This window comes from Hyphomonas pacifica (genome assembly GCF_000682675.1).
GTDB classification, from domain to species: domain Bacteria; phylum Pseudomonadota; class Alphaproteobacteria; order Caulobacterales; family Hyphomonadaceae; genus Hyphomonas; species Hyphomonas pacifica.
In genome coordinates, this window is sequence record NZ_AWFA01000014.1 from 21,330 (window position 1) to 36,512 (window position 15,183).

General features: G+C 58.9%; 14 protein-coding genes. 13 read left to right on the forward strand and 1 reads right to left on the reverse strand.

Translation table 11 applies throughout. The features are described from left to right. Positions 1–86 precede the first annotated feature (86 nt). From HY2_RS06225 to HY2_RS06255, 7 genes are all read left to right on the forward strand, one after another. The gene (locus HY2_RS06225) at positions 87–1,520 is read left to right on the forward strand and encodes a M28 family peptidase (RefSeq protein ID WP_034825794.1); all 1,434 of its coding nucleotides are present in this window, start codon (positions 87–89) and stop codon (positions 1,518–1,520) included. Positions 1,521–1,597: 77 nt separating this feature from the next. Next, a complete protein-coding gene (locus HY2_RS06230; protein ID WP_034825797.1) occupies positions 1,598–2,053 on the forward strand; it encodes a hypothetical protein in 456 nt (151 codons plus the stop codon). Positions 2,054–2,063: 10 nt separating this feature from the next. After that, positions 2,064–3,305: a murein hydrolase activator EnvC family protein gene (locus HY2_RS06235; protein ID WP_081814958.1), complete on the forward strand. Its 1,242-nt coding sequence runs from the start codon at positions 2,064–2,066 to the stop codon at positions 3,303–3,305. A 28-nt stretch (positions 3,306–3,333) separates the two neighbouring features. Beyond that, on the forward strand, positions 3,334–4,656 hold the full coding sequence (locus HY2_RS06240) for a S41 family peptidase (RefSeq protein ID WP_034825862.1): 1,323 nt from the start codon (positions 3,334–3,336) through the stop codon (positions 4,654–4,656). Between the two features lie 82 nt (positions 4,657–4,738). Continuing rightward, the gene (locus HY2_RS16690; protein ID WP_081814959.1) at positions 4,739–6,046 is read left to right on the forward strand and encodes a divergent polysaccharide deacetylase family protein; all 1,308 of its coding nucleotides are present in this window, start codon (positions 4,739–4,741) and stop codon (positions 6,044–6,046) included. Positions 6,047–6,048: 2 nt separating this feature from the next. Next, on the forward strand, positions 6,049–6,558 hold the full coding sequence (locus HY2_RS06250; RefSeq protein ID WP_112061622.1) for an RNA pyrophosphohydrolase: 510 nt from the start codon (positions 6,049–6,051) through the stop codon (positions 6,556–6,558). A gap of 23 nt (positions 6,559–6,581) precedes the next feature. Further along, positions 6,582–7,364 carry an alpha/beta hydrolase gene (locus HY2_RS06255; RefSeq protein WP_034825808.1) on the forward strand — a complete coding sequence of 261 codons (783 nt, stop codon included), beginning with the start codon at positions 6,582–6,584 and terminating at the stop codon, positions 7,362–7,364. Positions 7,365–7,424: 60 nt separating this feature from the next. Here the strand turns inward: HY2_RS06255 and folE are convergent, their stop codons facing one another. Then, positions 7,425–8,042, reverse strand: coding sequence for a GTP cyclohydrolase I FolE (folE, locus tag HY2_RS06260; RefSeq protein WP_034825865.1), 618 nt, complete (start codon positions 8,040–8,042; stop codon positions 7,425–7,427). A 370-nt stretch (positions 8,043–8,412) separates the two neighbouring features. Between folE and cysS the strand changes: the two genes are divergently transcribed. The 6 genes from cysS (at position 8,413) to HY2_RS06290 (ending at position 15,159) form a co-directional block, all read left to right on the forward strand. After that, positions 8,413–9,798 (forward strand): cysteine--tRNA ligase, encoded by a 1,386-nt coding sequence (gene cysS, locus HY2_RS06265; RefSeq protein ID WP_034825810.1) that lies wholly within the window; start codon positions 8,413–8,415, stop codon positions 9,796–9,798. A 205-nt stretch (positions 9,799–10,003) separates the two neighbouring features. Further along, positions 10,004–10,462, forward strand: coding sequence for an iron-sulfur cluster assembly scaffold protein (locus tag HY2_RS06270; protein ID WP_034825867.1), 459 nt, complete (start codon positions 10,004–10,006; stop codon positions 10,460–10,462). Beyond that, the gene (gene yidD / locus HY2_RS06275) at positions 10,437–10,790 is read left to right on the forward strand and encodes a membrane protein insertion efficiency factor YidD (protein WP_233346183.1); all 354 of its coding nucleotides are present in this window, start codon (positions 10,437–10,439) and stop codon (positions 10,788–10,790) included. The genes HY2_RS06270 and yidD overlap by 26 nt, the downstream gene beginning before the upstream one ends. 296 nt (positions 10,791–11,086) lie before the next feature. After that, positions 11,087–13,054, forward strand: coding sequence for a threonine--tRNA ligase (thrS, locus tag HY2_RS06280; RefSeq protein ID WP_034825814.1), 1,968 nt, complete (start codon positions 11,087–11,089; stop codon positions 13,052–13,054). Between the two features lie 51 nt (positions 13,055–13,105). Continuing rightward, positions 13,106–14,350, forward strand: coding sequence for an O-antigen ligase family protein (locus HY2_RS06285; RefSeq protein ID WP_158533977.1), 1,245 nt, complete (start codon positions 13,106–13,108; stop codon positions 14,348–14,350). Then, positions 14,347–15,159, forward strand: a complete 813-nt coding sequence (locus tag HY2_RS06290) for a glycosyltransferase family 2 protein (RefSeq protein ID WP_051594783.1) — start codon at positions 14,347–14,349, stop codon at positions 15,157–15,159. The genes HY2_RS06285 and HY2_RS06290 overlap by 4 nt, the downstream gene beginning before the upstream one ends. The last annotated feature ends 24 nt before the right edge of the window (positions 15,160–15,183 follow it).

A 15,183-nucleotide genomic window follows, 5' to 3' on the forward strand; every position in this document is an offset into this window, starting at 1 on the left:
CCGACTGCAGAACTTTCCTCACCGGGGCTGTTCATCCGGGGCAAGTGCTGATTATCTGCCGCCAGATTGGCTGAAGGAGATACGGCATGAAACGCAACGGATTGAGAATAGGTGGCCTGGTAGCGCTGGCGGCCATGTTGACCGCGCCTGCGTTAGCCGAGACAGGCACCTCGCTGCCGCAAGACATTTCCGAGACAGCTGGAAGGCTGATGGCTGCCGCCGCATCTGATACTGTTGGCCTGAAATTCGTTGAAGATTTGACTACTGAGATCGGCCCGCGTCTTGCTGGGTCTCCTGCCGAGGCGCGTGCTCGGGTCTGGGCGGTGAACGAGTTGAAGCAGCTGGGCTTTCAGAATGTCCGCGTAGAGGATTTCTCCATTCCCTACTGGTCGCGCACTCATGAGACCGCTGAAGTGGTTGGCTCGAATGCGCAGCCCCTTGTGATCACGGCACTTGGCGGCAGCAAGGCGACACCTGAAGGCGGACTTGAGGCAGACATTGTGCGCTTTGATTCCCTCAGCGATCTGCAAGCCGCGCCTGTCGGCAGCTTGACCGGCAAAATCGCGTATATTGATGAACTGATGTACAAGACGCAGGATGGTACCGGTTACGGCCTGGCCGTTCGCAAGCGCAGTGGCTGCGCCAATGCCGCAGCAGAGAAGGGGGCCGTGGCATGCCTGATCCGATCTGTTGGCACGCAGTCGCACCGTATCCCACACACGGGCATCATGTCTCGTGACGGGGCGCTTGGCGCGCTGCCTGCTGCCGCCCTGTCCGCGCCGGATGCCGACCAGTTGACCCGTCTTCTTGAGCGTGGCGATGTTCGCGTGAAACTAGACATTGGTGTGCAGTCTGCTGAAGCGGCACCGTCCGGCAATGTGATTGGCGAGATTGAAGGGAGTGACCTGAAGGATGAGATCGTCCTGATTGGGTGCCATCTCGACAGCTGGGATCTCGGCACGGGTGCCATTGATGATGGCGCAGGCTGCGGCATCGTTGTGGGCGCCGCCAAGCTGATCGATGCGCTGCCGGGTAAACCGCGCCGTACGATCCGTGTTGTTCTGTTCGGATCTGAGGAAGTTGGTCTGCTGGGCGGTCAAGCCTATGCCCGTCAGCATGGGGATGAGCTGGACAAGCATGTCCTAGCTGCCGAGAGCGATTTCGGTGCGGGCCGGATCTGGCAATTCCAGACACGCTTTGGCGAAGGGGCAAAGCCTTATGGAGATACCATCAAGGCTATGTTGACGAAAATCGGCGTTGCGGAAGGCAATAATGAAGCCGGTGGTGGACCGGATGTCGGGCCACTGCGCCGGGGCGGTGTGCCGGTCGTGACGCCCAGCCAGGATGGTCGCGACTACTTCGATTATCACCACACGCCGGATGATACGTTCGACAAGATCGACCCGGAGGAATTTCGCCAGAACATAGCAGTGTACGCAGCGTTCAGCTACATAGCGGCCGAGACAGGCTGGGATTTCCGCAAAGCTGCAGACGCCGAAAGCGCGCAAGGGGCTGACTGATTCTGTCGGCGCAGGACAGGATACGTCCCGCCCTTCTGACGAGTCTGGAAGGGCTGAAGCTGGCGCGCCGTGAGGTGATGTTTGCCGATGAAGATCCTGAGCGCTGGCGTTGGATTGCTGTCGGGCTGGTGGCGGCGCTGAAGGCGTCGGCCATCGCAGCCTTATCCTCCTTTGAAACGGCCGCACCGGAAGATGTGCTGGACCTTGCCAATGCGGGGAGGATGGCACCTTTGGCCATGTTGCTGCGTCGGGCAAGGTCCGAGAGATATCTCGCGCCACCGGAGCGTCTGGATGTGCCGCTGTCGCATTTGGATGTTGTGCTGAGGCTGGTGGCTTACCGTAATGAGGCCGTGCATGGTGCAGATGCGCAGCGCCCGGCGACATTGCGCGCCGATAGTCACACGGCTCTCGACATGATTACGCACTTTCTTGTCACTGCACCGGCTTTTTCGGTGGCAGAGCATGGCGTCGTTTGCGCTCTGGCAAGAGATGAAATTATAGCGCTTGAGCAGCAGCTGGAGGCGCTTGGTTAATCTTGAGGTCATGACCGGTTGGCATAAGAGCGGAATGCCCTGGAAGTATCGGTCCCTCTTTGTGTCTGTTGCGGCCTTCGCCCTGACGGCGGCGGCGCCGGATACATTCTCGCGGGAAGAGCTGGACGCGCTTGAGGCAGAGCGCCGCGCTGCCGAGCAGAAACTCGCCGCGCTGGAAGCCGCAGGCGAAGAGACCCGCGTGGACCTCAAGAATATCGACTCCCAGCTCATTTCCGCGGCAATGGAATCCCAGCGCCGGGAAGAGCAGGCCTCCGAGGCGGAAAAGCAGCTGATTGATCTCGGCACACGCCGGGTTGCCGCACAGATGAGCTTGCTTGAGGATCGCCAGGCGCTGGAAGACCTGCTGGGGGCGCTCACCGCGTCAAACCGGCGCAAGCCACCTGCACTGATCGTCTCTCCCGGTAAGGCCAATACGGCGATTCGCCGGGCCATCCTGATGAGCGAGACAACGCCCCGACTCGCGACGCGCACAGAAACCCTCTCAGCAGAGATTGATCGCCTGAATGATCTGGAGCGCCGTATCCGGGGCGAGAAAGCCAAGCTGGAAGCGGCTGAAGCCACACTTGCGCTGAAACAGGTCGAGATCGAGAAACTCGCAGCTGCCAAGCGGGGCAATTTTGAAGACCTGTCCGGCGACATTGCCACCCTGAAGGCGCGGAGTGCCGAGCTGGGTGCCGAGGCTCGTACGCTAAGGGAGTTGTTGGACGCTCTTGAGTCGAGTGCCCCCTCGGCGCCGGGAACGAAACCTGCGACGCGTCCGCGCCAAGTGGCAGCTTCACCCAAGACCAATCCCTCGTCAAAGCCTGCTGTGGCGCGAATCTCTGTCGCGCGCCCCCTCGGCAAGGCTGTCCTTGGCGCGTTGAAGCCTCCGGTCGCGGGCAATTTGCTGCGCTCTTTCGGTGAAAAACTTCCAACCGGGGGCAAGGCGGAATGGGTGACCTTCACGACTCGCGCTAACGCCCAGGTGACCGCCCCTGTTGGCGGAACCGTGGAATATGCCCGGCCCTTCCGGACGTATGGATCAATGTTAATTTTGCGGACGAGTGACGGCTACCATGTTATTCTTACCGGAATGAGCCGGATCTATGTCACTGAAGGCCAAAGTGTTTCTCCGGGAGAACCGGTTGGCCGGATGCCGGATCGTACGGCTCCCGAGCCTGAATTAAATATGGAATTAAGGCTTGGCGACAAGGTGATGAATCCGGCAGACTGGCTGCCGGGCCATAGCTAAGGCCGTATGCATGACGGAGGATTGGAATATGCGTTCACTTCTGACGGGGGCTGCCCTTGGAATTGTCTTGGGTGGCGCAGCAGTCGGGGTGTCGGCCTTTGCCGCACCGGACGAAAAGCCTGAAGATCCCCGCATGGTGACCTATCAGCAGCTTGATTTGTTTGCTGAAATTTTGGCCCGGGCGCGTCAGGACTATGTCACCGAGATTGACGAGAAAGCCGCGATGAAGGCAGCCATCAATGGCATGCTGACCTCACTGGATCCACATTCCGGCTATCTCGACCCCGACGACTTCCGCTCCATGCAGGTGCAGACCAGCGGCGAATATGGTGGTCTCGGTATTGAGGTGACCATGGAAGATGGCTTTGTGAAAGTCATTTCTCCCATGGACGAAACACCTGCCAGCCGCGCCGGAATTGAGCCCGGCGATCTGATCACTGCAATTGATGGCAAGCCAATAATCGGCCTGACTCTAAACGAAGCCGTTAAGGAAATGCGCGGCGAAAAGGGCACCGACATCAACATCACCATCCTGCGGGAAGGGGAGGACCCCTTCGATGTCACGCTGACCCGCGAAGTCATCCAGCAGAAATCTGTTACCTGGAAAATGCAGGAAAACGATATCGGCTATATCCGTATCTCCACCTTCAATGACCGTACAACACTTCTTCTGGAAGAGGCGGTTGAGGGTATTGCCAAGGCGACTGGCTCGCGTCCGCGTGGTCTTATTGTTGATTTGCGCAATAATGGCGGGGGCCTGCTGGATCAGGCTGTGTCTGTGTCGGACATGTTCCTGTCTGGGGGCGAAGTTGTCTCTACTCAGGGGCGCCGCATCTCTGATATGGAGCGCTACAATGCGCACTCCGGTGAAGTATTCAAGGGCGTACCAATGGTCGTCCTGATCAATGGCGGTTCTGCTTCTGCATCTGAGATTGTTGCCGGAGCATTGCAGGATCGTCACCGCGCTACGGTGATCGGCACGACCAGTTTCGGCAAAGGCTCTGTCCAGACCGTAATTCCGCTGGGTGCCGATCGCGGCGCCGTTCGCCTAACGACGGCCCGCTATTACACTCCGGCGGGTCGGTCTATTCAGGCGCTGGGGATCGAGCCTGATATTGAGATCACCAATGCCCGCTTGACAGAAGAAGAACTCGCCAAGATCAAGCGTTGGTCTGAGGCCGATCTTCCGCATGCTTTGGCCAATGAAGATGGCGAAAAGCGTCACGAGATGACCATGCCGGATGAACAGCCCCCGGAAGACTGGGATGGCGATGACTATCAGCTGAAGCGGGCCATCGACATGCTCAACGAAGGCACTGTCACGGCAAGTGCATTGAGGCGCGCTGGTTAACGGTTTCTTTGCTACCTATTAACCATTTGGATGCAATTCTGATCGTTCAGAATTCTTCAATTTGCCTGAATGAGGTCTATCAATGGCTCACCGGAGGGATGCCGATCCGTCTCCCTTGCGCACGGGAATCGCGCATGCAGGGCTGAGCCTGCTTGTGTTTGGGGCTCTGGCTGCAAGTTTGGGAGTGGGGATTCATTTTTCCGGTAATCCGGCAGAGGCTGGCCCTCGCCAGCATTTGGCCCTGTTCGAAACAGGTCCTGAGGAAACGCCCGCCCTGAAAGCCCGGCTGAAAGGCGAAGCACCAACTCTGATGACCGCCGGAACCGTGGTCGTGGCTGATGCGGGTGAGGATGTAAGCGGTGATGAACCGAGCCTTGGCGTCGAATATGCTGACCTCTCCGCGCCTGACACGGCGGCGCAGTCTACCACACCAGCCCCCCAGCCTGATGATGGCGGTGTACGGATCAATGGCAAAATGGTGCGTCCGGGCGAGTCCTATGGGGAGGTTTCCAAAGTTGTTTCCCTGGATACTGCACCTGTTCAGGGTCTGACCGAGCGGGTGAATGGCTTGAGCCTTCCCCGTATATCGGAAAGCGGCGAAACGCCGTCAGATGTTTATGCGCGCCCTTTCAGCAATCCGGAAAGCAAACCGGTGATCGCCATCGTCGTGGGCGGGTTGGGCATCAATGCAACGCATACTCGGTCTGCGATCGAGGAGCTACCGCCCGAGGTGACGCTCTCCTTTGCTCCGGATGCGAACAATATTCAATATTGGATCAACAAGGCGCGCGACAGCGGACACGAAGTTCTGATGGAGCTTCCGATGGAAGCCTATGATTATGGCCGCATGAAAATGCACCCGCAAACCCTGCTGGCGGGCGACACAGGCGCTCGCAACTTGCCGCGCATTGAGCGCCTTCTGGCCAAGGGGCGCGGCTATTTCGGCGTGATCAATTATCAGGGGGCCAAATTCGCGGATGATCCAGGGGCTGTCGGCCCGATGATGAAAGTCATTCGTGACCGGGGGCTGGCACTGGTGGAAGATGCAAGCTTTCAGGAAAGCGAATTCGACAAGGTCGCCGCACGCAACCAGATGAAATATGTACGCGCCAATTCCACGATTGACGCCAAGTTGACCGCTGCCGAGATCGGTTCCGAACTGATGGCGCTGGAAACCCAGTCCAAGGAGCATGGCGCGGCCATGGGTGCGGGTTATGCCTTCCCGGTCACCATCCAGACGGTCAAGGAATGGACGGAAGACCTGAACAGCCGCGGCATCGTGCTGGCACCGGTTTCCGCGCTCACCTCTGTAATTCCTGCAGAAATTACCGAAGGAAAGCGCCTTCAGACTGGAAGCCTCACCCAGGCTGCGGTAAACCCTGAAGGGTGACGATCAACACCCCGGACCCTGAGCTTTATCGCCCCAATGTCGGTCTCGCCCTCTTTTCGAAGGCGGGACACGTCTTCATTGGTCGCCGCATCAATGGCCGCGGAGCCTTCCAGTGGCAGATGCCGCAAGGCGGTATCGACAAGGGCGAGACACCTTTGGTCGGCGCCCTGCGAGAGCTGGAGGAAGAAGTCGGTGTACCGGAAAAGCTGGTTGATGTTCTCGAAGAGACGTCCGACTGGCTCTATTATGATTTTCCACCAGACCTGAAGAAGCGCATGGGCGGCCCCTATATAGGCCAGCGCCAGAAATGGTTTGCCTTCCGGTTCAAGGGCTCTGACAGCGATGTCAGGCTGGACCGGCACACACCGGAATTCGACGCCTGGCGCTGGGCGAAGCTGGAAGAGGTACCCGCGCTGGTCGTGCCTTTTAAGCGCATGGTCTATTCCGACGTGGTGCAGAGATTTGAGCCATGGACCGAGCCTGTCACAGGGTACAAGGCTGCGCAGGGATAAGGTCAGGTTACAGGGGAACTGGCATGACAAAATCGCTCCTGATGATCCACGGCATTGGCTGTGATGGAAATGTCTGGGACCGGATGCGATCCGGGTTTGAAGCTTCCGGATGGCAGTGCGAAGCGCCGACCCTGTTTCCGGACAAGCGCGTCAGAGAGACCCCGCCTGCGGACCTGCCGGACTTGGGACTGGATGATTACATCGCCGCCATGGCCAAGGAGGCTGCGCGTATGACAGCTGAAACCGGCAGCGCGCCAGCGGTCATCGGCCACTCCATGGGCGGTCTGATCGCCCAATGCCTTGCCGAGAAGGGGCTGGTCAGCCAGGCCGTGTTCTTGACACCAGCCCAGCCAAAGGACTGCGCAGCTGTAACCCTGTCTGTGGCCTACACATTCCTGAACATCCTGATCGGGCGTGACCGGAGCAAGGCCTACAAGGTCTGGCGGTCCGGTTTCCGGTTCGGCGTGCTGAATAAGGTGCCGCGTCGTCGGCACGAAGAGATCTATGCCCAGGCAGTCTATGATTCCGGCAAGGTCTATGGAGACATTACAGATGGGATCGAGATTGATGAAACCCGTATCAAGTGTCCGACCCTGACAATCGCGGCCACAGCAGACCGGGCGACGCCAGCCAAGGGAGTACGCAAGGTTGGCGCGAAATATGCCAAAAGCCGGGTTGCCGGAGACTTTCTGGAATACAGGGACAATGCCCACTGGATTGTCGACGAGCCCGGTACGGACAAGGTAACAGCCGACATTCTCGATTGGCTCGAGCGCACCCGGCCCGCCGCCAAGGCAGACGACTGAGCCATTAAAAAACCCCGGCCGCCAAGACCGGGGTTTCTTTTAATCGCGGTCCGCTCTGGATCAACCGTGACCGGCCATACGCAGGAAGCGGTTGCGCAGGTCAGCATCGGATTTGAATACGCCGGTGAACTGGGTCGTGATCGTGCTGACATCCTTGTGGTGGACGCCGCGTGTGGACATGCACTCATGCACGGCATCAATCAGCACGGCCGTACCCATGGGCGCCAGGCTTTCCGTGATGGCATCACAGATCTGGGCGGTCATGGTTTCCTGTGTCTGTAGGCGCTTGGAGAAAATCTCTACAACGCGGGCCAGTTTGGAAATGCCAACAACGGCTTCAGACGGCATATAGGCGACATAGGCCTTGCCGAGGAAGGGTGCCATATGGTGTTCACAATGGCTCTCAACCTCAATATTGCGCAGCATGACGATGTCGTCATAGCCCTGCACATCTTCAAAGGTGCGGGAGAGATACTTTACCGGATCTTCCTCATAACCGGAAAACCATTCCTTGTAAGCATTCACGACACGTTTGGGCGTATCGAGCAGGCCTTCGCGGCGCGGATCGTCGCCAGCCCATGCAATAAGGGTCCGTACGGCCTCTTCGGCCTCTTCAACAGACGGACGTTTAACAGGGTCGGCGCGCGACATATCTTTTTTTGGAGTGATGGCATCCATGGCCATAATAGAAGTTTCCTTCGACTGAGGGACGGGGGTCGAGCCGAGGCTTGGTCTGGGAAAGCATCTGCTCCCCTGCCCGGACTTAACGCCCGCCCGGAGTTGATACCCTCAGGGCGATGAGCGGAACATAATGGCCGTAAAGCCCCGTTTCCAGCGATTTCTACGGTGACGCGGCGTGAATGGATCCCAATAAACTTGGCGTGATGACTGCGGAATGCTATCGAAAGGCCATGCTTGATCTGCGTTATGCCCTCTGTCCTGCCTGTTGCTGTTGCCGTTAGAGCCTCAACCGGCCATTAGGGCTGGCTATATATATGTGTGTGTAGCCAGCGATATCGCAGACTTCGAAAAACCGAGCGACCATCAGATGACAATCCGACTTTATGACACCGCTGGGCGCGAAAAGCGCGTCTTTGAACCGCAAGACCCAAAGCGGGTGACGATGTATGTCTGCGGCCCGACGGTTTATAATTATGCCCATATCGGCAATGCCCGCCCGCCTATCACATTTGATGTGCTGCGCCGCGTTTTGTCCCATGCCTATGGCAAGGACGCGGTCGTCTATGCGCGCAATATTACCGACATTGAAGACAAGATCATCAAGGCGAGTCAGGAAAGCGGCGAGCCGATTTCTGCGATCACGAAAAAGTTTGCCGATATCTATAATGCGGATGTGGCAGCCCTCAATGTGATGCCGCCCAGCATTGAGCCTTGGGCAACAGGCCATGTCGGCGAGATGATTGAAATCATCGGGAAGCTGGTCCGCAAGGGCTATGCCTATGTTGGCAAGGAAGGCGTCTGGTTCGCGGTCAAGCAGATGCCGGACTATGGCAAGCTGTCTGGGCGCAAGCTTGAAGATAATGAAGCCGGTGCCCGTGTCGCTGTGGATGAAGACAAGCGCGACCCGGCTGATTTCGCGCTCTGGAAATTCGCCAAGCCTGGTGAGCCGGAAGACGCGATCTGGGACAGCCCATGGGGCAGGGGCCGTCCTGGCTGGCATATAGAATGCTCCGCCATGGCCGCGAAACATCTCGGCAAGACGATCGACATTCATGGTGGTGGCATAGACTTGCAATTCCCGCATCATGAGAATGAGATCGCGCAATCGGAATGCGCGCATGGCCAACAGATGGCCCGCTACTGGATGCATAATGGCTTTCTCGACATGGGCGGGGAGAAGATGTCGAAATCACTCGGTAATGTCGTACTGGTGCATGAGCTGCTTGAGGCATGGCCCGGCGAAGTCTTGCGCTTTGCCATGCTGAGTGGGCATTACCGCGCGCCGCTGGACTGGACAGAAGATCTTCTGAAACAGGCCAAGACAACGCTGGACCGTATCTATGGTGCCCTGCGCCGGGTATGGGAGGCGGAAGGCGGCAAGGCCCGTGACAAGGGCGTGCTGCGCGCCCTGCAGGATGATCTCAACACGCCGGTGGCACTGGCGGAGCTTTCCCGTCTGGCAGGTGAGGCGAACACAGCTGCAGATCAGAAGGATGACGCCGCGATGGCCGAGGCCCGCGCGGACCTGCTGGCAGCCGGCGAGCTGCTGGGCCTGCTGACATTGATGCCGAAAGCCTGGGAGCAGGGCGGCGATGATGATGGCAATGCGCGAATCGATGCGCTGGTTCAGGCGCGGATTGATGCCCGTGCTGCAAAAAACTGGGCAGAAGCAGACCGCATTCGTGATGAGCTGGCAGCCGAAGGCATTGAAATCATGGACGGCGCGGGTAGATCGACTTGGCGGCGCATGTAATTCCACTGCACTTGGGCGATGACGAAAACTTCAATTGACCTTAACAGGCCGCTCCTGTGTGTTCGGGCCAAGGCCTGAGCGCCCCGTTTTCAATGCATGACAAACCTTTAGCCGCTTGCTCCGCGAGCCCCGTGGAACAAGCGGCTTTTTTTGTCGCTCTCCTGCAGTCTTGCGCGCGGCCCGACCTGACGCCATGTTTCCGGCCATGAGCGAATTGTATCACAACCGCATTCTTGAGCTGGCGGCAGGGATTCCGAATACGGGAGACCTTGATGGTGCTGAAGGCTCTGTCCTGAAGGTCTCGCGTGTATGCGGGTCAACTGTGAAGGTAGACCTGACGCTGGACGCGGCCGGCGAGAAGATCGCGGCGATTGCGGTTGATCCGAAGGCCTGCGCCTTGGGGCAGGCGGCAACGTCCATTCTGGCAGAGCATGCCGTTGGCGCGAGAGTGGAAGAGGTGATCGCCGCGCGCGACGCGCTGAAAGCCATGCTGAAAGAGGGCGGGCCGCCACCGGAAGGCCGCTTCTGGGAATTGCGACACCTGGAACCGGTTGCCGACTATCCCCCACGCCAAACCTCCACTCTGCTGGCCTTCGAAGCCGCTGTCGCTGCAATTGAAGAAGTGCTCGCAAAGCGCCGTGAAAAGCAAGAGGCGGCTGGCTGACATGGCCAGTGTGCGCCGCCGGGCCGCCTATGCATTGCTTTGGGTCTACAAGCGTGGGCCTAGCCAGATTTTCTATGCCTTTGGGGCGCGGTGCCAGCATACTCCAACCTGCAGCGAATATGGCGCGGAATGCGTCGCGAGGCATGGCTGGTGGCCGGGTTTCTGGATGACGCTCGCAAGGTTCATACGCTGCCGTCCTGGTGGCAGTCATGGCCGTGATCCGGCGCCGGAAACCCTACCGGATGTGCCTTTCTGGCAGCCTTGGCGATATGGCGAGTGGTCTGCCCGCAAGGTGATTGCCCGAATTGATCAATCCGGAAAGACGTGACATAAGCCCGCGCATGAACGCTTTTCGTTGTCTTCCGGGCCCGGCTGGGCTGACCACACGAACTCGCCGGGGTGCCTGACGCGCTGTCTGGCTGCGCTTTTGCGCGCCCGCTTCAAGCACCCATAAACAGCCCCGATAAAGTCCCGGAACAGCTCCGAAATGCCCTAACTGCATCCTCAAAGCATATGGGGTGGGAAATCTGGTGAAGTCGCGTTAAGCAATCGCCGGAATAAGGGCCTGACCGGATCCGATATTGCCGCGTCCTGAAGGCGCACCCTGCACGAAAAGATTAGACCATGATCAAAGTATCCCTGCCTGATGGCTCCGTCCGAGAATATGAAGAGGGCGCGTCGCCCTTCGATGTCGCCAAATCCATTTCCAACTCTCTCGCCAAGAAGGCGCTGGCCGCCCGTGTCGATGGGGAGCTGAGAGACCTGATGCGTCCGCTGGAGGGCGATGCGAAGGTTGAGATTGTCACGGCGAATGATGATGACGGCCTGGAACTGATCCGACACGATGCTGCCCACGTGCTGGCACAGGCGGTTCAGGATCTGTATCCCGACACGCAGGTCACGATCGGTCCGGTGATTGATGACGGCTTCTATTACGACTTCGCCCGTGAGGAGCCCTTCTCCACGGAAGATTTCGAGAAGATCGAGAAGAAAATGGCCGAGATTGTGGATGCCGACTATCCGATCGTCCGCGAGGTCTGGGACAAGGACGAGGCCATAGAGACGTTCAAGAAGATCGGCGAGGACTACAAGGCGCAGATCATCGACGACATCATCCCGCCGGGCGAGGCCATCACGGTTTATCGTCAGGGCGACTGGTTTGACCTCTGCCGCGGACCGCACCTGCCCTCGACGGGCAAGCTGCCGAAAGCGTTCAAGCTGATGAAGCTGGCCGGCGCGTATTGGCGCGGCGACTCGAAGAACGAGATGCTGCAGCGCATGTACGGCACGGCCTGGGCGAATGAGAAAGATCTGAAGGCCCATCTGACGCGCCTGGAAGAAGCCGAGAAGCGCGACCACCGGAAACTGGGCGCGCAGCTGGACCTGTTCCACCTGCAGCCTGAAGCGCAGGGATCCGTCTTCTGGCACCCGAAAGGCTTCATGATCTGGCGCCAGCTGGAAGCCTATATCCGCCGGGCGCAGGACGAGGACGGCTATGTGGAGGTGAAGACGCCGCAGCTGCTCGATTCAGTGTTCTGGGAAAAATCCGGCCACTGGGACAAGTTCCGCGAGAACATGTTCGTAGTGCCTGACTTTATCCCGAACACGGATGAGGAAGAGGTGAAGATCCCGGCCGAGACGAGCCTCATGGCGTTGAAGCCGATGAACTGCCCGGCCCACGTCCAGATCTTCAAGAACGCCCAGCGCTCCTATCGTGATCTGCCGATCCGGATGGCGGAATTTGGCTGCTGTCATCGCAATGAGGCGCATGGCGCGCTGCACGGGCTGATGCGCGTGCGCCAGATGACGCAGGATGATGCGCATATCTTCTGCCGCGAAGATCAGATCGGCGAGGAAACGCTGCGCTTTCTGAAGCTGTTCTCGCGCGTCTATGGCGACTTTGGCCTATCGGACATTTCCTACAAGTTGGCGACGCGGCCCGAAGTACGCGGTGGCACAGACGAGAACTGGGACCGCGCCGAGAAGGCTCTGGCCGATGCGCTGGACGCTGCCGGCCTGCCCTTCGACATCGCCGAAGGGGAGGGCGCGTTCTACGGTCCGAAACTGGAATTTCACCTGACAGACGCCATCGGGCGGACGTGGCAGTGCGGCACTTTCCAGCTGGACTATGTGCTGCCGGAGCGTCTCGATGCAGAATATACAGGCTCCGATGGCGCCAAGCACCGGCCGGTCATGCTGCACCGCGCCGTGTTCGGCACGTTCGAGCGCTTCATGGGTATCCTGATCGAGAACTATGCCGGCACCTTCCCGATGTGGCTTTCGCCGGTTCAGGTCGTGGTAGCCGCCATTACGGACGCTGCGAATGACTATGCCGAGGAAGCCGCTGCTGCCCTGCGCAAGGCTGGCCTGCGTGTGGAAACGGATCTTCGGAACGAGAAGATCAACTACAAGGTCCGCGAGCACTCCGTGCAGAAAGTTCCGATTATTGCGGTCGTCGGTGGCCGTGAGGCGGAAGAGCGCACGCTGGCCCTGCGTCGTCTGGGCAGCAATGCGCAACAGATGATTTCCCTTGACGATGCCTGCGTAGAGCTAGCGCAGGAAGCACTGGCGCCAGACCTGAAGCGCGACTGACACAGGAATCATCTGGTGACAGAGGCCGCAGAATACCGAAAGATGCGTGGCATGAGTTACGCACCCTTCCTTGCTGCGGCCTATCTTCTTTGGCCGGTCATGGGGCTGCTGGGCGGGCAGGGCTATGCGCCGCTGCTCGTCCTGGCGGCCATTCCCGCTCTCTTTATTACTCGGCTAGGTACCAAGCCGGCCATGTACCTGCTGGCGGCCATGGCCTTTGTGGTCTGGGCGATTCTCAGTGAGATATGGTCACCGGCCTCGCGTGGGTTTGCCTCCGGTAATCTTCTGGAAGGGGACTTTGCTGTTCGATCCGCCGGTCTGCGGGTCGCTCTGACGCTGGCTTTCAGTACAATCCTGGTTGCCGGTGCCCTCAAGATTGCACAAGGCCGCGCGCAACTGTCCAGCCGTCTGACCCTTGGCGCGTTTGCCGTGCAGGGACTTCTGGTGTTTTTGAGCGTTTTGCTCGGCAATGAGGTTCTGCCACTCATTTACGGTGATAGTCCCCTGCGGCTTGGGGAGGGCATGCAAAATATCGGGCGCAACGCGAATGCGTTGGCGCTGGTTCTACCAGTTTTGGTGGCTTATCTGATGGTGCGCCCAACCTTGGCATGGAAGGGGCTGGCGCTTTTTATCACGCTGGCGAGTGTCATTGCCTTTGCGAGCATCGAAGCCTCAGCTGCCATGATTGGGGCTGTGTTGATGCTGGCGGCATTCGCCATTGTTCGCTTCTTCCCTTGCCACGGACTGCGCGCGCTGTTTCTGGCCGTTGCGGGATATGTGGCCTTTGCACCTTTTCTGATTGGCGGCCTTATTTACGCGCTGGCCAAGGCAGGCATATCCTTGCCGGGGTCGTTCCAGTCCCGTGCGTGGTCTTGGGAGGTGGTTATCGGCAAGATCCAGCAGGCACCGCTCTTCGGCCATGGCATCGAAGCCTCAAAGACATGGCGTGAGACCTATGCCGATCATCCGGACTGGCTGGCCCTGTTGCCGGACTTCTGGGCCCAATATCCGGTCGTTCCAGGCCATCCCCATAATATGGCGCTGCAGATATGGGGCGAGACAGGGGCGGTCGGCGCGGCCTTTGCCGCCCTGACCATCGGCCTCATCGGCTGGCGTCTGCCACCCGCCACAGAGCTGCGCGGGGACATAGGCTATGCGATTGCGGGCATGCTGGCCGTTGCGACATGCCAGTTCAGCTTTTCCTACAGCGTGTGGAATGAAGCCTTCTGGGCAAGCCTTGTACTGGCCGTAGGCAGTATCATCCTGCTCGCCCGCCGAGAGAGGGAAGCCTTGTGATCATTGTGCCGACGATTACGGCAATTGTGGTGAGCTATCATACAGGTCCACGCCTGCATGAGTGCCTTTATGCTCTGAAGTCTGATCCGTCGATTGCGGAAGTGATCATCGTCGATAATGGCAATCCACCCGAGGATGAGGCTTGGCTCGACAGTTTTTCCTGTGACGTGGACAAGGTTCACATCATTCGTGATGGAACAAATCCGGGGTTTGGCGCTGCCGTAAACAAGGGTGCGGCCGGGGCACTGGGCGAATTGCTGCTGATCATCAATCCGGATGCCGTACTGCGGCGCGGTTCTTTGCCTGTCATGTATGAAGCCATGAAGGATCGTCCGCAGCCTGTTCTGGTGGGCGGCAAGATCTTTGACATTCATGGCCGGGAAGAGCGGGGCGGCCGGCGCAAGACGTTGACCTTGATGCGGGCCATCGGTATCGGCAAATGGACTTTGGAAAATGATCCGCCACCGGAAGATGCCATTGAGGTTGGCGCGGTATCGGGTGCCTTTTTCATGATGGACCGCAAGGCCTTCCGCGGCATGGGCGGTTTTGACGAAGGCTATTTCCTGCACGTCGAAGATGTAGACCTGTGTCGCCGTGTGCTTCAGCAGGGAGGTTCTGTTGTGTATGAGCCGCGCGCGGGCGTGCTGCACTATGGCTCAACATCCGATGTGCCTTCCGAGACAGTGCTGGCGCACAAGGCTGACAGTCTGACGCGTTACTTTCGCAAGTTTGCCTCAGGGCCTCTGGAGAGAGCAATGGTTGCGCTCGTTTCGCCGCTTTTCATCCGTATACTCAAGGCGCGCAGTTAGACGTTTGGTCGCCAGTCTGGCGGG